Genomic DNA, 22,487 nt, shown 5'->3' on the forward strand with positions numbered 1-22,487 from the left:
CGCCCGGGCGACAGGACCGGGCGGGGGTGGTCACGCGCGGCCGGACTCCGGCCCTTCGGCCGTGCCCGGCCGCGCGGTGTCCCCTCGTATCACCGCGTCCCGCACCGCGTCCCGCCACGGCCCGTCGCGGAACCCACGGCGCGCATCACGCCTTCGCGGGTGAACCCGGCCTTCTCCAGGGATCGTTGCTCGGCGACGTCACCGGTCTCGGTGTCCGCTTCGAGCCGTACGACGGGAAAGTGCGCGAACAGGTAGTCGACGGGGAGGCGCTGCGCGGCGGTGCCGATGCCCCGGCCGCGCGCCCCGGGCCGCAGTTGCGCGCCGACGTTCCGGTACGGTGTGCGCCCCGCGCTGGTCCGGCGCCAGGCGACGATCCCGAGCGCGCCGCCGCTGGACATGCCGGCATCTCAGAAAATCTGAATGGATGTGATGTTCGGCGGCCGGTTGGGGTAGGTCACGATGTTCCAGCGACTGATCCTGATGGTGGCGCCGTTGGCGTCGTTCATCTGGATGTCGTTGTTCCCAGTGGAAATCTTGTCCACCCAGGCGCCGGCTCCGAGCCGCATGGTTCCCGCGTTGGCGGCGCAGAATTCGAAGGGCCCGGAAGGGCCGACAATGAGCGGACGATCATAATGGCCCCATACGTGCAGCAAGTCGCCACTGGTGCAAGGTGTCTGATTCATGGCGTACGCGGCATTCGTCGGAGCTGTAACGCTGAAGCCCGCGGCCAGTAACGCTACAGCGAACAGGCTCCGGGCGGTCTTCCTGGTGGTGGGCACGGTGTGATGTCTCCTTGAGGATTGGGGCCACGCTGCGTGAGTCAGGTTGCTTCCGAACGATGAGGCAACTGTCCGGTCGGGCGTGAGGGTCGGCCTTCTGCGTTTCCATCCTGGTGCGGTGCTGTGTCGGCCGGGAACAGTGCGCGGGTTTGGTGCCTTCCCGTTGCACGGGCCGGTTCTGCCGCAGCTGTTACACCTACGGCCAACTGCGCGCCGTCGGCGAGTGAGTCGGCTGCCGACGGCAGGTCCCCGTCGATGATAAGCACAGATACCGAGCTCTTTCCGTGCGCCGGTAGAACAGGAGGTGACACCGTGACATAGCGGTGTCACCTCCTGTTCTACCGGCGCACGAAACCGGTTCAGTTGCCGCGTGGTTCGCAGTGGATCGTTCAGACGCTTCCACCTGGGTGCCAGTGAGACAGGAGGAAGGCCGAGACATGCGAACTGTTCCCAACGGCGGTCATCTCGAGCCCTCGGGCGAGACGTTCCTGCAGGCGCCGGCCGCGAACTCACCGAGGAGACAGGCATCCCGCCCCACGTCGTCACCCCGCACGGCGAGACCCCACTCCATGTCGACATCCACTCCATCGACGCCAACCCCGCCAAGAGCGAGCCCACCCACCGGGACATCGACTTCCGCTTCCTCTCCCGCGCCACAGCCGGAGTCGGCGAACTGCAGACAGAAGAGGTCGGTGACGCCGCCTGGCGCGTGACCGAGGGCTTTCACGACGAACGCCTCAGGCGGCGTGTTGCCCAAGCACTCCGCTGAGCCACAACCGGCTGCCTCGTGCTCGTGCCGCCGCGCTCCTGTCCGTGTGCGCGGGTGAGCGCGTGCCTCTGTGCACTGCCGTCATGCCCGATGACGACGGGGTCTTACGGACTCGTTGGCGCACCGAGCCGACGCCGGGCGACCGCGACTGGGCACTTCGCCGACCCCAGGGGTGAAGGCTTCGGCCGCCCCGTCCCGGAGTGGTGGCCGACCGGCCGTCGAGTGGCCATCGGTCGTGAGATCCGGTCACGCAAGCCGAGATCCCACACCGGGGGTGCGACGCCTCGTCGTCGGCGGAGAGCGGTCCGGGCTGCGGTGTTGCCCGGGGCGTGCGGGGCGGGGCGGAGGCGCGCGGGAGGCGTGAACGAGTGCGGGATCGCGTACGCGAGGTGAGTGTACGAGCACTTCGGTGGACGGTGCGGGAAGTGTTCCGTCACGCTGAGTGGTGGCCGCAGGCGCTTTCGGTAGCCGTTGCGGTCCGGGTACGCAGCACGGAGCAGGCGGAGAGGGCGGCGGATGGACAACGTCGACAGGGCCGGGGTCGGGGCCGAGGTCGGGTTCGAAGTCAGGGCCGGGCACGAGGCCGACGACGAGGCCGGAGCCGGGACCGGCGACGGGGACGAGACCGCGCGGGAGGCCGCGGGCGACGAGGAGCGCTCGGGCCCGGAGCGGGAGTGGGACCGGGAGCCGCATCCCTCGGACAGCATGCGCACCTTCGGCGCGGTCGTCCAGGCCCTGCGCGAGCACGCGGGCCTCAGCCGCGCCGAACTCGGCACCTGGGTGCGGTACTCCAAGCACACGGTGGCGTCGGTGGAACTGGGCCGCCGTATGCCGGACCAGGCGTTCGTGGAACGCGCAGAGCTCGCCCTCGGCAACACCGGCGCCCTGCGCAAGGCCACCCGCCACCTCACGCGCGGCGAGGTGGGCCTCGCCGCGTGGTTCCGGCAGTGGGCACGGCTGGAGCGGAAGGCGGTGAGCCTGTCCACCTACGAGTGCCGACTGGTGCCGGGGCTGTTGCAGTCCGAGGCGTATGCGCGCGCGGTGTTCGACAACAGCATCCCGCTGCTGACCGACGAGCAGGCGGAAGCCCAGGTCGCCGCACGAATGGACCGACAGAGGATGATGCGGGAGCGGCCGACCGCCCCGTTCAGCTTCATCGTGGAGGAGGCGGTTCTCCGGCGCGGGCTGGGCGGACCGCAGGTGCAGGCGAGCATGCTGGACCACGTGCTCGAACTCACCGCACCGCGCAACGTGACGTTCCAGGTCGTGCCGCTGTGGCTGGAGTTCCACGGCTGCCTGGACGGGCCGGTGCGGATCCTGGAGACGACGGAGGGACGGTGGCTCGGGTACTCCGAGGGGCAGCAGAACGGGCGGCTCATCTCGGACCGGAAAGAGATCAGCCTGCTCTGCCGGCGCTATGAAACACTGCGCTCGCAGGCCCTCAACCCCAAGGAATCCCGGGACCTGCTGGAGCGACTCCGAGGAGAGCTATGAGCAGCGGTACGACGGAACTCACCTGGTTCAAGTCCAGCTACAGCGGCACCCAGGGGGACGACTGCGTGGAGGTCGCGATCGCCGAACAGGCCGTCCACGTACGGGACTCCAAGGACCTGACCCGCCCCGCCTTCACAGTCGGCCGCGAGGGCTGGACCCGGTTCGTGCGCTTCGCGTCGGAACGCTGAGCGACTTCGGGCGCGCCATCCGCCACCGGGCCTCCCCGGCGGCGGACGGCACACCCCGTGCGGCTCACGAGGGGAACGTAGGACGCCACGATGGAAGCGCCTCATCGAACGTCCATGTAGTCAAGCCGAATTGGTGGATGAGCGAGCCGACATCAGCTTCGAGGGGAGTCGGCGGGGGCAGATCTTCGGGCCCCACCACCTCCACTGTGGTCCACTCGCCGGTTGCATACCTTCTCGCCACATGAGTGCTGCGATCGGAGGAGCGCATCTGGCCGCATGCAGCCGAGTAGAGGCGCTGTGCCGCTTGTCGGCTTGCGGCGGGTGAACCATCGTGCGTCGGCGGCTCCCTGTGGGGAAACCTGAACAGCACCTAGTTCTCGGAGACCAGCTCGGCTGTGTACGGATGCTCGCTGATTGCATACGAACTTTCGGAGTCGGCTGTGGTGTTACGCCCCGCAGCCGACGCAAGCACGTGGTCGAGTGACAAGAAGAAGTTGATGGCAGAATCGACACTTCGGATTTCCGGCCAGAGCGAGGTGCTGCACCTTGCCCAAATCTCGTCATGGTCGCGCAGGCTCAGCGCATGGATGATTTCTTCCGGTCCGCGATCTTCCACAGAGCATAGCGTGTGCAAAACGTCATGATCCGTTGTCCCGTCTGAGCAAGGCCACACGAGAGCCCAGGCGGCATCATCGTGCAAAGGGCAGTACGGGTCCTCTCGGGGTGCACTGCCCGGATCATCGCAGTACGGACACAGGTCCCAGGCCACCTCCTGCCGGTACCAGATATTACGCGGGCCATAACCACGGTTCCGCTTCCAGTCTTTTGACTCCAGATACGCCTCGATGGCGGCGGGACCGTGGGAGATGAACGAGGCGATCTGGGTGTCCGATATTTCGTAGGTCACGTATCACGTTTTCTGTCAGGTCGGTCGATGGAGGCTTGACCGGAGGTGAGGCAGGGAGGAGCGGTACGTGCCGAGCTTGCCTCTGTTACCTGGGACATGGCCACGCCTTACGCCTTGTCGGTCGGCGCGTATCCGAGGGCCGCGCGGTTGATGTAGCGATTGCCGAGGTCGTGAACGGGAGCTGGCTTCGGTTTTTGTGCGGCCTTCGCCGTGGACTTCTTCGCAGTGGTCTTCGTGGCCGATTTCTTACCGCCCGCACGTGTGGTGGGCTTCGGCTGCGGCTTCTTGCCGTTCCTCGCGGCCGGCGTGTCACGCGCCGCGTACTTCTTGCGGAGCTGCGAGAGCTGCTCGCGTTCCTGAGTGGTCAGGTTGGCGGGAAGGGCATTGACGAGGGCCCACGCCCTGCTAAGCGCGTAACGTGCCTGCGGCCAGCGCTTTTTGTTGATTGCCGTGCGGGCCACCTCGATGGTCTGCTGCAAGGCTTTGATTTTCGCGGGCTGCCGGCGGGGCATAGGGGACTCGGCTCCGCTGCTGCGCCGCTGGGACGCAGCACGGGTACCCCAGCCCGTGCCCGAGGTCAGGACGACGGTTGAGCGCGGGTTGCTGGTCTGGCTTCGACGTACCACGTGGTGCTGGTTCCTTGCGTGAGGTCAGTCGCCCCTGGGTGGCCGCGCCTGCGACCACCCGGGGGCGGCGGATCAACCGTGCCGGGGCCCCTGGCCGGGGGGCGGTGTGAGGGTGGAGCGGTACGTGCCGGACTCACCCTCGGTGAGCGGGTTATCCAGCGTCAGACCAGTGCTGGCCATCCGGTCGTACTCGGCGAGAACCAGCCGCTTGGTGCGGTACTCACCGAACTTGGCGATCTCGTTGTTCTTCAGGCCACCCGACTCCGACTGGAAGGACTCCAGGATGTAGTCGGTGTCCTCCCGGGAGATCCCGTAGAGGTGGAAGAAGTACGCGTCCAGCTCGGCGCGGAGCTGGGCGCGACGTTCCTCGTCCCACTGGAACGGGTTGCCCCCGTCGCCCAGATCGCGGGCGAGCGGGGTCATGTCGTAAGCGGTGTAGACGAGTTCGAGGACTCGGGGAAGGAGGAAGGGGAGGTGTGGCTCAAGAGTGGCGGGGGCAGGAACTGGAAGCTGCTTCCAGATGAAGAGCCCCATGCTCGTGCTGCCGATCTTCTGACGACTGACGAAGTCGAATACGAGAGAGGACTGAGTGGCGATCAACGCCGCCACCAGCCGAGGTGTCACACAAGGCATCATCAGAGGGAATTTGTGGCCGACGGCCGTGCGCGGGAGGAAGGCCGGGATAGCGGTGCGCTCATCCGTTGCACGGCACACATCGCGCCAGCCCAGCAGCCAGCCATGTGTCCAGTGCACTTCGGTGAGACGCTCATTGACGCCGCGCTCCTCGGTGTCTTTGCCCCGGCGAACCGTGGGGATGGGGCCGTTTTCGAGGATCCAGTATCGAGGATCAGCGCATGCCGCAGGATTTGCCTTCTCCGAGGCGCTGATGCGACGGCGGTCTTCATTGCCAGTACCGGTGTACGAGTTCCAGCGGTGGTCGAAGAGGTGAGCCATCTTGCCCTCATACAGTGGCAGCATCCGCTCCCCGCCGCGCTCGAAGACGTTGCCACACAGCTTCCACCCCTCGGCCTCCAACAGCTCACGGCTGCGGAAAAGGTCGGAGTCATCGGTCATGTTGAAAAGGTTTTTGAAAGCCATGCCCCACGGGTTGCCGTCACGGCGCCCGTCGTTCCACAACACCGGAATGCGCCGATACACGTCGGCCGTGATGTCTGCGTCGCGCTGCGTTCGGAACACGGGAAGGGTGCCTGTGTTCGGGTTGATCCGAGCCAGGTCCTCGGGGTCCAGGGCGAACACCCGGTTCGGGTCCTCCAGATCCGTGATGTCGGACAGGAAGAAACCAATACGACTGGCGTCCGCGTGTGTGGCCCGGCCGGTGAGGGAGAGCAGACAGAACTTGTAGCTGGAGTGCACACTCTCGAACCACTTGCCGCCCTTAGGCAGCGCGGGCGACTTGGGGCGCTTGTTCTCAAAGTCGTACAGCGAAGCCAGAGCTCCCCGCTGGGTGAAGTCCGCGAACAGGTGCTGGGAGCCAGCGCCTGTCGCAATCGCTGTCGGCAGAATCAAGCCGAACCGCCCCTCGGGTGCGACCACGTTCGCCATCCGCTCGGCGAACAGCGTATCCGTCTGGAGGGAGTTGACGCCCTTGACCGTCAGCCCCTTCGCGCACAGCGGGAACACTCCCGAGTCTCCTGCGAAGTGGAACGTTCCCTTGACCGCACGTCGCGCCTGGCGGTACCGCTTCCCGGCCCCCGGGTTTTCCCGTTCCCACTCGGCGATGCGGGTACGGCGGGCCGTGCCGGAGATTTCCGCGATCTCGGGGGCGACCACGCTGAAATACTTCTTGTCCTCGAAGTCGACCTTGTCCCACGGCGGGTTGCCCACCACGCACGAGAACCCACCGGCCCAGCCTGTTGCGGGGTTGACCGAGTTGGTGGTTGTCGAGGCGTCGCCGCCCTCCGGAACCGTGAAAATCTCGGGGAACTCCAGGTGCCAGTGGAAGAAGGCGTATTGGTCGCGCAGGCGCACGATCTCGTCGTGCGTCGACTGTGGTGCCGAGTCGCCCTCGGGGTCCTCCAAGCCCCGGAACACCTTGTGTGTGACGGCCGGCGGCGCGTCCTCGCGCTTGACCCAGACGAAGGCCGCGCACCAGGCGTCCGCCAGGTGCAGGGCGTGCAGGTACTCGGCCGAGGTCGCCCAGTCGCGGTAGGCGGCCTCCATGCGGCGGACGTCGGTGAGGCTGTCGGCCGGAGATGCGGTGATCCGGCGCAGCCCGCGGGCGAAGGAGGCGTTGGCGACCTTCGTCTCCGTCTCGACCTCGAACAGGCCGCCCTGGCCCTCGCGCTCCAGGGCGTTGCGGTTGAGCAACTGCCGCGCCCAGGCGTCGTCGTCGCCTTCGGCCTTCTTGAACGCCCTGTCCGGGATGCCGTCCCGCATCAGAGCCGGGGTCGCGCCGATCAGACCGTTGCCGTGTTTGATGTGCGCGTCCAGGAAGCTGAGAGGCTTGCCCGGCTCCATCGCCTCCAACCACAGCGACACCTTGGCCAGCTCTACGGCCATCGGGTTGAGGTCCACGCCGTACACGCAGCGTGCGACGACCTCGTGGAGGGCGTGGCGTACGGACTCGGCCGTGGGCTCGGGGTTGCGCTCGCGCACCGACGCCACACGCTTGGCGATGCGGCGGGCAGCCGCCACGAGGAAGTGGCCCGACCCGCAGGCGGGGTCGCAGACCGTGAGGGAGAGGAGTTCCTCGACGATCGTGTCGGCGGGATCGGGGCGACCCTCGGCGCTCGCGCGCTGCTCCCCGCGCTTGACGGCGTCGTCTATCACCGGATCCAGCGTCGAGTCGAGGAGAGTCTCGGTGAGCGGGGTCGGGGTGTAGTAACTGCCGGTCTTCTTACGGTCGTTGCCGATGCGGTCGACCAGTTCGAAGGTGCGGTCGGCGGCGCTGTGCTTGGGCACCAGCTCCAGCAGCGCCTCGTACACCGAGCCCAGCTCCTCGGCTCCCATGTGCTGGTAGTCGACGGGACGCCAGCGGGCCGAACCCGTGTCGCGCACGCGCGCCAGATGCTTGACGGCCTCGAACAGATGGCGGTTGGACAGCCGCGCACCGCGCAGGGGATCGTCGGCGGGGTCGTCGTTGAAGAGGCCGCCGAGGCCCTTCAAGCCCAGTTCGGGGCGGCCCTCCTCGGAGCCAAGTGCCTCGATCAGCAGCTCAAGGGCCCGGTACTGGTCGTCGTGGGCGGTGCCCAGGCGGCGCAGGGCGTGGCGGCGCAGGCGGGCGGTCGAGAAGTAGCGGGTGAAGCGCTCGCGGGTCCGCTCGTCCGCCTCGGGATCCAGCAGGGCACCGCGGTCCTCGGCGACGAAGAGGAAGATCATGCGGTAGACGAGCCGCAGCAGCGCCGTCTGGAAGGCGTGGACGTCCAGGCGTTCGCGGAGCTCGTTGTTGTGCGGGTGGCTGAGGAATCCGGTGCCGAGGACGGTCAGGGCGGCCTGGACGCCGTCGCGGAAGTGGTCCAGCGCCCGGCTGCCGGACTCGATGGCGACCGTGCGCCACTTCTCCAGCCAGCACCCCGAGGGCGCCGCGCCCTCGGGGACCTCGAAGCGGGAGGCGTGCAGCACGCAGTACAGCAGCACGAACTCGCTGAACAGCTCGCCGTCGAAGATCGCCTCCAGGTCGAAGTCGACGTAGGCGGCGGTGGCGAAGGACGAGGAGTCGCGCAGCAGGCGCAGGCGGCGGCCGTTGGTGAGGACGGCCCACAGGTGGGCCTCGGTGCGGTTGAGGCAGTCCTGGAGCATGGACTGCGGCGGGACCTGCCCGGCCGCCGGGCGCTTGTCCAGCTCCTGGTTCCAGGGGATGAGGTGGACCAGGGCCGGGCCGTGGCGGTGGGAGACGGGGAAGCGCCTGTCGGGGTCGGAGTCGGCGGCGACGCCCGCCGTGCCGATCTCGGTGAGCGCGCCGAAGTCCAGCTTGCGGAAGAGCTGGGAGAGCCAGTCGGTGCCGGCCCGGCCGGTGGGGTCGGCGGCGGGCGCGCCCGTGACCGGGTCGGAGGGCAGGGCGGCGCGCAGCTCGCGCCAGAGCGGCTTGAGGTACTCCCAGGCGCGCTCGGCCTCGTCGCGCACGGGGATGGATGCGGGCAGGCCGTAGTCGGCGGACTTGGTGCCCGGCAGGTTCCGCGCCTCGGCGATGCGCAGCAGCATGTCGGCGGGGAGCAGTCCGCCGACCGTGGTGACGGCGGTGAAGGCCAGGGCGGTGCGGGTGGCGGCGGCGGACATCAGGCTTCGGCTCCGGAGGCGGTAGAGGCGGCGGCAGAGGAGACGGCAGGGGCGGCGGGCGGCAGGTAGACGTACACGCCCAGCACGTCGGCGGGCTCCTGGGGCACGACCTTCAGGCCGCGGACGATCTCCTCGTTGGCCTTGCGCACGCGGCGGTGGGAGGCGTCGAGTTCGGCGGCCAGGTGCCTGCCGTACTCGGCCAGGTGACCGGCCAGCTCCGGCAGGGCGTCCAGGTCGCGGGTGATCTGGTTGCGGGCCCGCTGCTCGTGGGTGTTGGCGGTGGCGCGGGCGGTCAGGAGGGCGGCGGCCGCGTCGTCGTCCAGCCAGCGGGCGCGCTGCGGCAGGCCCTCGTAGGCCAGCAGGCGGGCGTCCTCGGCCACCAGCTGCCGCTCGCCGGTGCGGGAGGGCAGGGTGAGGTGGAAGCGGTAGCGCACCAGCAGCAGCGTGGTGCGGACGGTGACCGCGTCGGTGGTGACCACGCCGCAGCGGCGGGCCGGGCGGGGGCCGAGGGCGTTCACGTCCAGGGCGGAGTCCAGGACGTAGGAGGCGACGGCGCCGATCGCCGGGTCGGTGCGGACCAGGGCGACCTCGCCGCGGGCGACGGCGGGGGAGGAGCGGAAGGGGATCTCGCGGTCCTCCTCCACCAGCCGACCGCCCAGCGTCGCGGCGAGCGCGTCGCGCAGGCCCGCCGGGGTGCCGCCGACCTGGGCGGTGAAGTCGCCGCTGCCGTCGCGCGGATCGCGCACCAGGGCGTCCAGGTCGCGCAGCGCCTCCAGGGCGAACTCGCGGACCTCCCCGGCGCCGCCGAGCGCGGCCCGTACGGCGGCGACCTCGCGGGCCACCTCCTCGGGGTGGATGGCGCGCTGGGCGTACTTGGAGCGGGAGGTCTTCTCCCGCTCGGCGGCCGAGGTCCACTCGCGCTCGACGCGCTCGAAGGACTCCTGGTGGCCGGGCAGGTCGAACAGGCTCTCCTGGCTGCCCTGCCGCCCGTGCAGCAGCAGCCACTCCACCACGGCGTCGGTGACGCCGGAGGCGGTCTCGTCGGGGACGGAGACGGAGATGCCCAGGTCCTTCTTGATCTGCCGGTGCTTCTTGAACAGCACCTCCAGCACCTTGCCGTCGATGCCGTTGTCCTCGCCGTACATGGTGATGACGCGGACCTGGTCGCGCCGCTGGCCGTAGCGGTCGACGCGGCCCTCGCGCTGGTCGTGGCGGGTGGGGTTCCAGGCCAGGTCGTAGTGGACGACGGCGTCGAAGTGGTGCTGGAGGTTGACGCCCTCGGACAGGCAGTCGGTGGCGATCAGCACCCGGCGCACGGCCGGGTCGCCGGACTCCGCGGACTCGGCGGCGAGTTGCTCGATGCGCTCGATGCGCTGCTGCGGGGAGAGGGTGCCGGTGACGGCGGCGATCTTCGTCTTCTTGCCGAGTTTGCCGTCGAGCTGGTCGGCGAGGTACTCGGCGGTGGGGATGTAGCGGCAGAAGACGATCGGGTTGTAACCCTTGGTGATCAGATCCTTGAGGTGCCGGGTGAGGGCCTTGAGCTTCGCGTCCTCGGCCGGGCCGGTCAACTGCTCGGCACGCTCGGCCAGTTCCAGCAGCCGGGCGCCCGCGTCGTCGGTCTCGGCGGCGCCGGGCGCGACGTCCATGCCCTCCAGGCGGTCGTTCTCGGCGGAGTCGGCGGCCACCGGGGCGCCCAGCACGTCAGCCTCGTGCGCGGTGCGGGCGGCGGCGGACTCCGAGCGGGTCCTCAGGGTCTGCGCGGCGGCTGCCGGGGAGGAGACCATCGAACGCAGCAGCGCGATCACCGACCACCAGGCGATACGGGCCTCCCGACGGCCCTGCTCGCCGGCCGCCTCGACCCGGTCCTTGGCGTAGGCGATGGCGTCGTCCAGCAGCGCCCGGTAGGCGGGGGTGAGCCGGTAGGGCTCGTCCTTGGTCCAGCGGTCCGACGGGAAGGCGGTGCGCTCGGCCAGGGAGTCGTCGGCCAGCCCGTCCTCGCGGGTGAGGTAGTCGCGCACATCGGCGCGCTTGCGGGCCACGAAGTGCTCGGCGAGCTTCGCCCGCCCGGCGGCCGTCTCCAGGTCCAGCGTCGCCAGCTCGGGCCGCACCAGGCCCAGCAGGTTGCGGAACGCGGACTCCTTGCCGGAGTGCGGGGTGGCCGTCAGCAGCAGCAGGTGGCGGTCGGCGTCGGCGGAGACCTTGCGCAGCAACTCGTAGCGGAGCTGGTTCGTGGCGGAGGACGCGCCGCCCTGCGTGGCGTCGTCGGCGGCGACGCAGGTGTGGGCCTCGTCGACGATCACCAGGTCGGGGCAGTGGCGGACGAAGTCCTCGCGGTGGCGGGTGGACTTGATGAAGTCCGTGGAGATGATCGTGAACGGGTGCTTGTCGAACAGGGACTGGCCCAGCTCCAGGCCGCGCTCCAGACGCGACACCGTGGAGGCCAGCACCAGTTCGGCGTCGATGCCGAACTTCTCCCGCAGTTCGCCCTGCCACTGCTCGGCCAGCGCCGGGGAGCACAGCACCGCCAATCGGGACGCCTCGCCCTGCGCCAGCAGCTCCTTGGCGATCAGGCCCGCCTCGACCGTCTTGCCGATGCCGACGTCGTCCGAGATCAGCAGCCGCACGGTGCGCTGCCGCAGCGCCATCAGCAGCGGCACCAGCTGGTAGGCACGTGGCTCCACGGCGATCGACGCCAGCGAGCGGAACGGGCCCGCGCCCGACCGGAAGCCGATGCGCAGCGCCGTGCGCAGCAGACCGGCGGCGCGCTGGTCACCCAGGTCGTCCGGGCTCGGCGGCGCGAACTCGGCCGGGCGCACCTCCTCGAAGGAGGGGAAGACGGCCGCGATGTCGTCCTCGCTTCCCCCCAGGGGACGCAGCACCAGCATGTCGGGGGCGCTCTCGGGCAGCACCACCCATTCGCGTCCGCGGGCGGCGACCAGCGAGCCGGCCGTGTACGTGGGACTCATGAGATGTATCGGTTCCTCGGGATCGAGAGGGTGGGCGGGGTGGTCAGCGGAGGTGGAAGTAGGCGGCGTGGTGGTCGACGATGGCGTCCCAGTCCGCGTCCGCCGGGAAGCGCAGGACGTCCCAGCCGGCCTCCTCCAGGCGGTAGCCGGCCTCGACGTCGCGGGTGGAGTCGGCCGGGCGGCCGGGGACGTCGACGAACACGGCGAGGTCGGCGCCGTCCAAGTGGAAGACCAGGTCCGGGCGCGCTGCCGCCGTGTCGACGAAGGCGCCGACCTCGTCGGGCAGCCGGTAGCCCTTGGCGCGCAGCCAGCCCAGCAAGTCGCCCTGGGCGACGAGAGCCGCCAGGTCCGCCTCCACCGGGGTCGGCGCCGGGGCCGGAGCGCTCCCGGCCGCGGTGGCGCCTTCGGACGCAGCCGGCGCGGTGTTCGAGGTGCTCGTGTTGCCGGCCGCCGGGGCGAGCCGGCGGAACCGCTCGCTGCGGGATTCACCCCGGTCCTCCCGCTCGGTGCGGGCCCGGGCCAACCGCAGCAGCAGCGGACGGGCGGCGTGCCGGCTCAACCGGCGGTGGTGCGTCTGGTTGGCGTACGTGAGCAGGCAGGCGTAGCAGCCGCGGGCGCACTTCTCGTCGTCCGCCGGCCCGCCTTCGTCCTCGCCGCTCTCCGGGTCGAAGTGGCAGATCTCCAGGGCCGTCCGGGCGGCCTGGGCGAGGGCGTCCTTGTCGTGCTGGATGCGGCGCAGCACACCCGCGCCGCCCTCGGCGGCCTCCGTGAACAGCATGCGGCGGCGCGGGCCGTCGTCCGGAGGCAGCAGCTCCGCGGTCAGCTCCGAGTCCTCCAGCTCGAACGCCGCCTCGATGCCCCGCTCCAGCGCGTACAGCAGCGACAGGGCCACCGGCTCGGGCTGCGGCTCGTCCAGGGTGACCACCAGGATGTTGCGGCGGTCCTCCACGTACGGCAGGACCCGCTTCTTGCGGCGCTTCTCGTTGCCGTCCTCGTCGACCACCGGCATGCCGGTGCCCTCGATGGCGTCCGCGGCGGCCCGGTCGTTGAGCCAGCGGCCGTCACCCAGGTCCAGCCAGTAGCCGTCCGGCTCGCCCTCCTTGTCACGGACGCGGCCGAGGTTGGTGATGCGCACGGTCGCCGAGTCGCCGTAGTCCAGGTCGAGGACGGGCACGCCGTCGGCGTCGGCGACATGGGAGGTGAGGCGCCCCTTGCGGGCGCCGTGGTCCTGGAACGCGTACGAGGTCTCCAGACGGAAACCGGCCCGGCGGCGCTCCTCCTCGTCGGAGGAGATCCGCTCGCGCGGCGTGGTGTACACGGTGTGCAGGTGGAGCAGGCCGGTGCGCTTGCCCCGCAGCGACTCACCGCACATCACGCAGACGTCGGAGCCGACCTTGACGTCGTAGTGGTAGCCGCAACCGTCGCAGCGCCTGGCCTCCGAGGTGGCCAGGTCGCCCGAGGCGTCCGGCGGCAGCTGCACCCGCGTGACCTGGTAGCGGGCCCCCTCGTGGTAGATGAGCGCGCCGGGGCCGAACTCGCGGATCGCCAGGAACCGAGGACGCTGCAGGTAGTCGCCGTCGGCGTTGCGGCGGTTGCCGGAGCGCGGGATGTACGCGGCCAGCGGCAACCGCGGGAAGCTGTAGCCGGGCAGGAACCCCTCGGACGCCAGGTAACGGTAGGGGTTGAAGTCGCTCATCACCGACTTGCTGTCGGTGGACCGGTTCAACAGCAGGTTCGTCTGCGTCTCGGCCTCCCGGCGACGGGTGCGCGCCCGGCTCTGCTCGCCCGGGGAGAGGGTGTGGTCGACGACGCGCTTGTTCTGCTCGTACTGATCGATGACAGCCGCCCGGAACAGGTCCCGCCACCGGTCGAAGGAGGCGTCGAACTTCTCCGGGGCCCGCTCGATGCGGTCCTCGATCCACTCGTCGTACCACCAGGTGGTGGCCTCGAAGTCCGCGATCAGCGGAGCGAGGACGGTACGGGCGGCGGCGACCGCACGCCGGCGGGCGCCCTCGTCCAGGGACAGGTCGCGTACGTGGGGGAGGAGCGGCAACGGCATCCGCGGATCGGGACGGTCGCCGCCGTCGGGGTCGTAGGCGACGTCGATGACGTCCGGGATCGCGGTCCCGAGCTTCATGCCGGTCTCCGCCAGCCAGATGCCCTGCAGGTGGGAGCGGACCAGGTCCTCGTTGGCCAGGTCCAGGCGCGGCGGGGCCACCTGCCCCGACACCATGTCCTGGGAGCGGCGGAAGTAGTACTGGTCGTGGCTGTTGCCCGTCGCGCAGTACGTGGTCACCAACGCGGGCTGACCCGAGCGGCCCGCCCGGCCCGAGCGCTGCGCGTAGTTCGCCGGGGTCGGCGGCACGTTGCGCATCATCACCGCGTTGAGCGAGGAGATGTCCACGCCCAGCTCCATCGTCGGCGAGCAGTACAGCAGGGGCAGTTCGGCATCGCGGAACTGCCTCTCGCGCTCCAGCCGGTCCTCCGGGGTGACCTGCGCGGTGTGCTCCCGCGCGTACAGACCGGCCAACTCGGCGGCCGCCGTGCGGTACAGATCGCGGAAGAACGGGTTGACGCGCGGGCCCTCACCGCTGCTGTAGGTGCGCGCCAACGGGTCGACCGCGCCCCGCACGCCGTCCCCGGCCCGCCAGACCAAGGCGGCCGCCGACACCCGGTAACCGGTGCGCTTCCGCTCCGCACGGCGGCGGTACGCCGGGCCGGAGTGCTCGGGGGCCGCCTCCACCTCGCGCACCAGCTCCGCGTCCCGCAGCACCTTCAACAGGTCCTCGATGACGGTCTGGACGTCGTCCAGGGGAAGGTCGCGCAGCTCCGGCATGTTACGCCGCAGGTACTTGCCGAACTTGCCGCGCGCCGACAGGAACAGCGCGGAGCGCTCCATGCCCGGCCGCGACCCGTACGGGTAAGCGGTTCCGACAGCCGGCCGGTCGCTGTCACCCAGGACCCACGGCCCAGTCAGGCGCTCCTCGCTCGCCCGCTGCAGGGCGTCGAAGTCGTCGCGGAAGTACTGCACGTCGATGGCCAGGGCACGCCGCATGAAGTCGAGCAGCGTACGGGCCACCTCCTCGCGCAGCGCCGGGTCGGCGTCGCGCAGCACGGCGTGGACGGACTGCCAGCGCTCGGACCGGGCGGCGATCCAGTCCAGGTCCTCGTAATCGATGCGCAGCAGTCCCGTCTGCTCCAGGTTCGGCATCGTGATGCGCCAACCGCGCTCCAGGTCGCGGTAGAGGCGATACCCGACAACGTCCCGGAAGACCTTCGCAGCCCTGCGTTCCATGGACGGGGGCAGGTCCGTACCCGCCGCGTACTCACGGGGCGTCAGGCCCATCACCTCGGTGACGGCCTCGGCCAGGTCGTCATGGCGCAGCCCCTCCTCACCCGCCCGCACCGCGGCCTGGTACAGGGCGCCGCGCAACTGGGTCACCTGGGTGAAGTCGTTGAAGTGCCCGGCCTGAAGTGAGGCGTCCTGCCGGTTGTCGACGAAGGTGAGGAGCTTGCGCGCCTCCTTGCCCAGACTCTCCTCGGGCACCGCCCGCAAGGACTTCACGATCGACGCGGAGATCAGCGAGGTGGCCGAGGAGCGGCCCTCTTGGTCCAGGGTGGCCAGCTTGGCGAAGTCCCGGCCGCGGGTCTGCTCGTAGGAGACCTGGCAGTGCACGCAGAACAGGAACGGCGCCGGGACGAACGCGGCTACCAGACCCTCGCCCGACTCGTTGCCGTGGGCGTCCACGACGACGCGCTTGGGCACCCGGGGCCGGTGGGACTTCTTGACGACCATCACGCCCTGCGCATCCGGCTCGAGCCACGACTCCGGCAACCGCCGGTCGTCCACGGCCTTCTGCGGATCGGCCGGCCACTCGTAGTCCTCTCCGGGCATGCCCAGATACAGGTAGCCCTCGCCCTCGCGGCCCCCGGAAGCGGAGGTGTCCCGGCGCGGCTCGTACCGGAATGCGCCGTCCTCCTCGGTGCGCCAGACGGTCAGGTACTCCTGGCCGCACTCGCGGCAGAACGCCAGCGGGAACAGCGGCTTGCCGTCGCTGTCCGGCTGCTCCAACTGGTAGGTGCGGGTCAGCGGCCGGGTGAGCGGGTCCTCCAGCGTCGTGTAGACGGTGTCGCCCTTGGAGAGGAACTGGTGCAGCCGGAACGCGAACAGCGGCCGCTCCGTCACCGGATGCTTGGCCTGCGCACCCGCCTCCAGGGTCGTCCGGATCGCCTCGCGCACGCTCTCCTCGGCCACTCCGGAGGCGGCGGCCAGCTCGGCTGCCGCCTCCTCCAGAGTGCTCGGGGCGCGGCGGCGCAGCCGTCCGGTGCCCTCCTCGCGCTCCAGCCCGAACCGGGACTCCACCCAGCGGGCCAGCGGGTCCTGCGTCAGCGCCTCGTACGAACGGGGCGCCGCCGGCACCCGCAGCCGCTCGGGCGGCACGGTCTCCGGTGCCTCCTCGGTCGCACGGACCAGAGTCTCGCCAATGACCCGCTTCGGCAGCACGGTCGTACCGAACAGCCGACCGGCCACCCTGGCCACCTCGCGCTGCTGGTCCTCCCAGGAGCCCTCGGTGGACATGGTCGCCGAGGTGCCGATGCACTGCAGGGTCGCCGAGGCCCGGCAAGCCTCACGGACCCGGCGGATCAGGAACGCCACGTCCGCACCCTGCCGGCCCCGATAGGTGTGCAACTCGTCGAAGACGAGGAACTGCAACCCCTCGGCCATGCGGATCAGAGTGGACCGGTCGTCCGGCCGGGTCAGCATCAGCTCCAGCATCACGTAGTTGGTCAGCAGGATGTCCGGGGGATTCCGGCGCAGCTCGCGGCGGTCCTCGTCGGACTCCTGGCCGGTGTAGCGGGCGAAGGTGACCGGCTCGCGGCCCTTCCCGAACCCGTGACGCAGATACTTCTCCAACTCCCCCAGCTGAGAGTTGGCCAGCGCGTTCATCGGGTAGACGACGATCGCGCGCACCCGGCCCCCCGCATCAGGCCCCGCCGCCTGACGCTCCTTCAACACTCGGTCCACGATGGGGACGATGTACGACAGGGACTTGCCGGAACCGGTGCCGGTGGTGAGCACGTAGGAGTCGCCCGCCTGCGCGGCCTCGATCGCCTGCCGCTGGTGGAGGTGGAAGGTCAGCGGCCGACCGTCCGGGCGTGACGAGGTCTCCTTCTTGCCGGCCTGGAAGATCTCCGCGCACTTCGGGTGCAGTATTCCGTCCCGCACGAGGTCGGTGACCTGGCCGCCGTCGGCGAAGAACGGGTTCAGCGACAGCCACGGGTCGGGCCACTGCGACTTCGCCGCCAGGTCGTCCTCGACGAAGCCGGCGATCCGGGCGTCCCGGATCACCGTCCCGCTCTTGGTGAAGCTCTCGTACTCGCTGATCAGGTCGGCATGGATGCCGAAGACGTCCATCGCCTCGGGCAGACGCGGCTCCCTGCGCGGCACGGGCGCCGCCGCAGCGGGGGCAGGCTCGGGGAGCAGAGCGCGCAACCGCGCCACCGGGTCCATCACCCGCCAATAGGGAGCCAGCAGGGCGGCCGTGTCGTCCGGCGCGAGCGCGAGCGGAACCAGCGCCTCACGGACCAGAGCGGCGTTCTCGGGCCGCAGCTCGGCGTCCTTCTCCAAGAGGCGATCCACCAACCGGACCAGCTCGGCCGGCAGGTCCGGACGCACCAGGGTCAGCTGCGGCGGCTGCTCGCGCTGGTGCTGTTCGGAGAGTTCGTAGGGGGTTCTGGCAGAGAAGGGCGGCCGCCCGATCAGCAGCTCGTACAGGATGCAGCCGAGCGCGTAGAGGTCCGCAGGGGCGGATACCCGTTCGGCACGGAACTGCTCGGGAGCCATGTAGCGGGCCGTGCCGACACTGACGCCCGTGCTGGTCAGCCGCGTCTGGTCGGGATCATCGACGATCGAGCCCATGCCGAAATCGAGGACCTTGACGGTGCCGTCGCGGACCAGCATCACATTGGCAGGCTTCAGATCGCGATGGACGACCCCGGCGGTGTGTGCGGCGGCGAGACCGGCGGCGATCTGCGCCCCGACAGCGGCGACCCACGAGACGGGAAGCTGAGGCTCCTCATCGATGAGGTCCGCGAGCGGATGGCCGTCCAGCAACTCCATGGCCAGGTAGGGCAGGCCGCTGCCGCCCGGCTTCTGATCCACGCCACCGTCGATCAGCAGGGTGAGGTTCGGGTGCCCCTGGGAGAGCATGCGCATGATCCGCACTTCGCGGCGGAAGCGGTCGATCTCCTTGCTGGCCCCCGAGGTATCGACCGCGATCCCGGTCCGGCCGCGCAGCACGGTCTTGATCGCGACCTCTCGGTGAGGAGAGTCAGGGGCGGCCCGAAGATCTTCGGCCCGGTGCACCTCACCCATGTTCCCGCGCCCCACGATCCCCGTGATCCGGAATCGCCCGTCGACCGTTTCCAGGCTCACTGCCCCTCCCCGTTTCACCCATCGCATGCAAGGCGAGTAAACCCCCGCAGGGAGCGTACACCTTTCACTCCTCACCGAGAACGATACATCCGTTGACTCAGTCAACGCATCATGGTTCATGAGGATTTGCGAGTGGACGATGCGCAGCGCTGGGTGTGCACGGAGAAGGTGCATCGGTGCCACGCGTGAGATGCCGGCTCCGCCGGCCCGGAAACTGTCTGCCGCGCTCGTCACCACTCCCGAGGAGGCCCGCCCCGCCGGTGCGAGCCGAGTGGTCGTTCCCATGTGAAGGCGACGAACTCCTGTTGCCGACCTCCCGACGGCGTCCGGGGAGGGCGTCGGCGCCGATGACGCCTTGGTGGCTGGTGGGGTGGTAGCTCTCGGACTGCTCGGCGGTGGCGCGGTCGCGGGTGGGCACCAGTGCGCCGTCCGTGACCGGCGCCGCGCCCTTGTGAGGCCTTCGCCGAGGCTTGGGGTGCGAGCGGCGGCCCGAGGTTGTCGACGATCCGGTCGGCCGCGGACTTGTCAGACGCCGAACAGTGGGCGAGCTGCCTCCGGATGGGGTTGTGCGCCAGTCCGCGACCACCAGCAGCACCCGGTCCCGGAGCGGCAGTTACTACAGCTGATCCTTGCGGACCGGATCAGCGCTTCCGCGCCGTGGCGCGGTGGCCAGCTTGTCGAACTGCCGCAGGCTCAATCCGGTGAACGGGGTCGCCCAGGAGGGCTCCGACGCCGTGTTCGACCAACGACAACACAATCATTTCACCTGTGACCAGCAGCTATGGGACGCCAATCAGTTCAAGGGGCGGTCCGTCTGCGGGTGGATCACCTCTTCGGCACGTGCAGCAGGGCCGAGCCCCGTGCGACAGGGTGCGTCGCGCACCTCAGTTCAGCGCAGTTGCGATCACGTCCACGACCCGACCGCCGCTCGCCCCGACAAGGCCGGGGTGTCCGGCGGCACCAACGGTTGCATGCGCCGTAACACCCATCACCTGCCATCCGTCCACGTCCAGCGCCTCTTCGACGCCCAAGTTGCCGGCGTCTCCGCACCCGGCTCCAAGCCGTGGCCGCCGAAGGCCTCCAGGAGCCGTCCGGGAAGGTCGCGGTCGGCCCCCCAGAAGTGACCACGGCCCCGCTCCGGAGCCCGGTGAGGACGGCGCCGCCCCACGGCCGCCGGGGGAGTCGGACTCCGGTGGCTCTCCACACCGGTCCCGGGCAGACGGGTCAGGGGGCGGGCGTGTGCCCACCGTGCCATCCGTGTTCCGGTCCCGTCGCCGGGCGTGTCGTCGCCGGCGCCGTCCCTGACTGCCGTACCGGCGGCCTCGGCGCTCTGGCGCTCCGCCGGCGCGCCTCGGTCCGCCGTCCACACCATCGGGGAAGCTTCGCGCCGCCGTTCGTGCCACACGGCGAGGACCTGGGCGTGCTGGAGCCGGGGCAGCGGGCCTGCCGCAGCGCATCAACCGGCAACCACCCCCCCGGTGCGGCTGCCGATCAGCCTCACCGGGCTCTCGCCGCCCACCACCGTGCTGGTGCACCGGCTGCTGAAGCCCCGACGATTGCTGGTCATCACCTCGCACAACGCGCGGGGCAGCATCGAGGCGATCGGGAAACGGGTGGCGGTGCCGGGAGGATGCGGTACCAGGACTTCAGGCACGCGCTGGCGGCACCCGCCTACCCGCTGGGGATCTACCGCGTGGTGCGCACCGAGCCGGAGGAGTTGGAGAAGCTCGAAGAGGAGCGGCCGTACACTGTCATCGACATCATCGGCGGCGGAAAGCGATGGGCGTCGCGGCAGCTCGGGCTGAACCTGTGCCGGTCGACAGCGACTACGATCCGGTGCGACTCAGGCCGGTGCCGGGGTCCGACCGGCTGCCGCCCCGGCCGGATCGCTCGTGTCCGACCTTGTGGGGAGCCGCCATGGGACGTCTGCCTGACCTGCTGGGATTTCCTCGGCTGCTGCGGCACTACGCTGCGACCGCGGTTGGCCTTCCGGCCGACGACGAGATGGCGTTCGACGCCCCGGAACCGCGTGTGCGGGCGGCCTGCGACGCCCTGCGGCAGGGGCGGTACGCCCCCGCGGAGGAGTTGCTCGCGGTCACCCGCGCGGAGTCCGACTGGGCCGCCCGGGCCGATGCCGCCAGGGCGCTCGCGGAGGCCCTGCTCGACAGCCCCGGCCAACTGGACGACTGGTGCGCACGGAAGCCCCGCGACCGTGACCTGGCTCTCGTCCGCGCCGAGGCGGCCGTCGCACACGCCTGGTCGGTACGGACCGGGGCGCGGGCCTCGGAGGTTTCGGCCGAGCAGTTCGCCGGCTTCCGCGCGCTTCTCGCCGACGCCGTGCCGGTCCTCGAAGAGGCGGTCGCCCTGAACCAGGGGGATCCCACGCCGTGGGTCGCCGTCCTCCGGCACGACACCGGGGCCGCTGCGTCCCGGGAGGACTTCGAGGACCACCTCGCGAGCGCCCTGGCGACGGACCCCCACAACTGGGCCGTCCACGCGCGCGCCGTGCAGTTCCTCGCCGCCAAGTGGTACGGCTCCCACGAGGAGATGTTCGCGTACGCCGAACGGGTCGCGGCCGCGAGCCCGGAAGGCCACTACCTGCGCGGCCTGCCGGTCGTGGCACTGTCCGAACTCGTCCTGGACGAACGGCTGGACGGCGACGCGGCGACCAAGTACGGGCCGATCGGCCAGGACCGTGTGGACGCCGCGATCGCCGCCGCCCGCGCCCTCTCGGCGGCCCGCCCCGCCGGCGATCCGCAACCGGCCCGCGTCCGCAACCACCTGGCCTGGGCGATGATCCGCGACGGCCGGCCGGCCACCGAGATCCTTGACGTCTTCCGGGCCATCGGGCGGCACGTTACCGCCTTGCCGTGGGATTACCTCGGCGGGCTGCCGACGTTCCTGGAGCTCCGTAAGGGAGTGCGCGCCCAAGTAGCCCGTGACACCCCGTTCTTCGGCGGCACGGTGCCCTCGCCGCAGACGGCGACGGCCGTTGCGGACGCGGGCGGCGCCCGCCGGGAGCTCGCCCTGGTGCCTGCGACGGCCGCGCAGGTCGCCAGGGCCGTGCTGCTCACCGGCGTCGCCTACCGCACGGCGCCGCTCGGCAAGGGCATCACCCTCCTCGAGACCGCCCCCTCACAGGAACCGGACGCCAGAGGGCGCGGTGGGCGGCGCGGCCTGCGCCGTGCCCTCCTCGGTGAGGGCGACCTCGAACGGCTCGCCCGGTCGTTCACGACCGGCGAGCCCTGGCCCGTGCTCGTCGTATCCCGGTACGTCGACCGGTACGGACTGATCCTGGTGCGCGACCGCAAGGTCTTGGCGTCACATTTCTGGCAGGGACCCGAGGGGATCCCGGCCCGGCAGGAGACCGCCGAGACCGCCGCCGCTCTCACGTCGGCCTTCCCCAAGGCCGACGAGCGCCTCGTCGCTGCCGCGCTGCGCGACCCCGGTACGGACCGCGCCCCGCTCGACGCCGCCCTCGCGGCGCTGCGACTGCCGGCGCTGCCCGCGGAGTACGGCGAGGGGTACGAAATCCTGGCCGACGTGCCGGAGGCGCAGGTCGTCGCCAAACGCTCCCTGCGCGCCGCCTTGCGGGAGTCGCTGCGCGACGGCCCGTCGGACGCCTCCCGCGAACTGCCGCCGCTGGGTCCGTGACGGCGGACGGGAACCGCACCGAACCCCCTGGGCCCGGCCGCGGCGCCGCCCGCGGGCCGGCGCCCCGGAGGCGGAGGCGTCCGCGCCCGCTGCGGTCAGGGGGGAGAGAAGCCGTCTCCGGATCACCGTGTGGGCGCAGCAGTACATGATCGCCACCGGCCGGGCAGCCGGTGTACGGCAGGGTGCGGGCCGGCGGTCGGGCGAAACCGTCGTGGGCCGCACGGGCGCCCACCTTACCGAGGCCGAGCCGTACGTGCAGTGTGCCGTCCTGACCGTCGGCTCGACGTCGATGCGGGTGCCGGCCGCCTCGGCGACTTCGCCGCACCACGCCCGGGTCTCCTCCGGCACGCCGAGGTGAACCGGGAGCGCATGGAGGAGTCTTTGAAGGACCGTGCCGTGCGACGCTCCGAACAGCCACGTGGCAGTGGTCCC

12 protein-coding genes are annotated in these 22,487 nt (G+C 70.5%); 3 read left to right on the top strand and 9 right to left on the bottom strand.

Annotation, left to right across the window (positions count from 1 at the left end):
- Positions 1-89 precede the first annotated feature (89 nt).
- The 3 genes from ACFSJS_RS23300 to ACFSJS_RS28060 all read right to left on the bottom strand — a co-directional run bounded on the left by ACFSJS_RS23300 (position 90) and on the right by ACFSJS_RS28060 (position 1,536).
- Positions 90-398 carry a GNAT family N-acetyltransferase gene (locus ACFSJS_RS23300; protein ID WP_380903566.1) on the bottom strand — a complete coding sequence of 103 codons (309 nt, stop codon included), beginning with the start codon at positions 396-398 and terminating at the stop codon, positions 90-92.
- Between the two features lie 9 nt (positions 399-407).
- Positions 408-779 carry a beta/gamma crystallin domain-containing protein gene (locus tag ACFSJS_RS23305; RefSeq protein ID WP_380903568.1) on the bottom strand — a complete coding sequence of 124 codons (372 nt, stop codon included), beginning with the start codon at positions 777-779 and terminating at the stop codon, positions 408-410.
- 460 nt (positions 780-1,239) lie between these two features.
- Positions 1,240-1,536 carry a hypothetical protein gene (locus tag ACFSJS_RS28060; protein WP_465269800.1) on the bottom strand — a complete coding sequence of 99 codons (297 nt, stop codon included), beginning with the start codon at positions 1,534-1,536 and terminating at the stop codon, positions 1,240-1,242.
- Positions 1,537-2,064: 528 nt separating this feature from the next.
- On the opposite strand from ACFSJS_RS28060, the gene ACFSJS_RS23315 reads away from it, so the two are divergent.
- Both ACFSJS_RS23315 and ACFSJS_RS23320 read left to right on the top strand, forming a co-directional pair.
- On the top strand, positions 2,065-3,042 hold the full coding sequence (locus tag ACFSJS_RS23315; protein ID WP_380903572.1) for a helix-turn-helix domain-containing protein: 978 nt from the start codon (positions 2,065-2,067) through the stop codon (positions 3,040-3,042).
- Positions 3,039-3,230: a DUF397 domain-containing protein gene (locus ACFSJS_RS23320; RefSeq protein ID WP_380903574.1), complete on the top strand. Its 192-nt coding sequence runs from the start codon at positions 3,039-3,041 to the stop codon at positions 3,228-3,230. Before ACFSJS_RS23315 ends, ACFSJS_RS23320 begins: the two co-directional genes overlap by 4 nt.
- Before the next feature lie 370 nt (positions 3,231-3,600).
- On the opposite strand, the gene ACFSJS_RS23325 is transcribed toward ACFSJS_RS23320, so the two are convergent.
- The 6 genes from ACFSJS_RS23325 to ACFSJS_RS23350 all read right to left on the bottom strand — a co-directional run bounded on the left by ACFSJS_RS23325 (position 3,601) and on the right by ACFSJS_RS23350 (position 20,055).
- Positions 3,601-4,137 carry a hypothetical protein gene (locus tag ACFSJS_RS23325; protein WP_380903576.1) on the bottom strand — a complete coding sequence of 179 codons (537 nt, stop codon included), beginning with the start codon at positions 4,135-4,137 and terminating at the stop codon, positions 3,601-3,603.
- Positions 4,138-4,244: 107 nt separating this feature from the next.
- On the bottom strand, positions 4,245-4,616 hold the full coding sequence (locus tag ACFSJS_RS23330) for a hypothetical protein (protein WP_380903577.1): 372 nt from the start codon (positions 4,614-4,616) through the stop codon (positions 4,245-4,247).
- Positions 4,617-4,835: 219 nt separating this feature from the next.
- Complete coding sequence (locus ACFSJS_RS23335) at positions 4,836-8,999, bottom strand: Eco57I restriction-modification methylase domain-containing protein (RefSeq protein WP_380903579.1); 4,164 nt, start codon at positions 8,997-8,999, stop codon at positions 4,836-4,838.
- Positions 8,999-11,965 (bottom strand): DEAD/DEAH box helicase, encoded by a 2,967-nt coding sequence (locus tag ACFSJS_RS23340; RefSeq protein ID WP_380903581.1) that lies wholly within the window; start codon positions 11,963-11,965, stop codon positions 8,999-9,001. Before ACFSJS_RS23340 ends, ACFSJS_RS23335 begins: the two co-directional genes overlap by 1 nt.
- A 43-nt stretch (positions 11,966-12,008) precedes the next feature.
- Entirely contained in the window at positions 12,009-18,401 is a 6,393-nt protein-coding gene (locus ACFSJS_RS23345; RefSeq protein WP_380903583.1) for a protein kinase domain-containing protein, read from the bottom strand.
- 1,456 nt (positions 18,402-19,857) lie between these two features.
- Positions 19,858-20,055, bottom strand: coding sequence for a hypothetical protein (locus tag ACFSJS_RS23350; protein ID WP_380903585.1), 198 nt, complete (start codon positions 20,053-20,055; stop codon positions 19,858-19,860).
- 263 nt (positions 20,056-20,318) lie between these two features.
- Between ACFSJS_RS23350 and ACFSJS_RS23355 the strand changes: the two genes are divergently transcribed.
- Positions 20,319-22,055, top strand: coding sequence for a hypothetical protein (locus ACFSJS_RS23355; protein WP_380903587.1), 1,737 nt, complete (start codon positions 20,319-20,321; stop codon positions 22,053-22,055).
- Positions 22,056-22,487: the final 432 nt, after the last annotated feature.

Source organism: Streptomyces desertarenae (assembly GCF_042681365.1).
GTDB classification, from domain to species: domain Bacteria; phylum Actinomycetota; class Actinomycetes; order Streptomycetales; family Streptomycetaceae; genus Streptomyces; species Streptomyces desertarenae.

Bases quoted from the DNA above. Each gene is read 5' to 3' on its own strand.
- ACFSJS_RS23340 (WP_380903581.1), bottom strand. From the start codon at position 11,965: ATGAGTCCCACGTACACGGCCGGCTCGCTGGTCGCCGCCCGCGGACGC.
- ACFSJS_RS23355 (WP_380903587.1), top strand. From the start codon at position 20,319: ATGGGACGTCTGCCTGACCTGCTGGGATTTCCTCGGCTGCTGCGGCAC.
- ACFSJS_RS23300 (WP_380903566.1), bottom strand. From the start codon at position 398: ATGTCCAGCGGCGGCGCGCTCGGGATCGTCGCCTGGCGCCGGACCAGC.
- ACFSJS_RS23320 (WP_380903574.1), top strand. From the start codon at position 3,039: ATGAGCAGCGGTACGACGGAACTCACCTGGTTCAAGTCCAGCTACAGC.
- ACFSJS_RS23315 (WP_380903572.1), top strand. From the start codon at position 2,065: ATGGACAACGTCGACAGGGCCGGGGTCGGGGCCGAGGTCGGGTTCGAA.
- ACFSJS_RS23335 (WP_380903579.1), bottom strand. From the start codon at position 8,999: ATGTCCGCCGCCGCCACCCGCACCGCCCTGGCCTTCACCGCCGTCACC.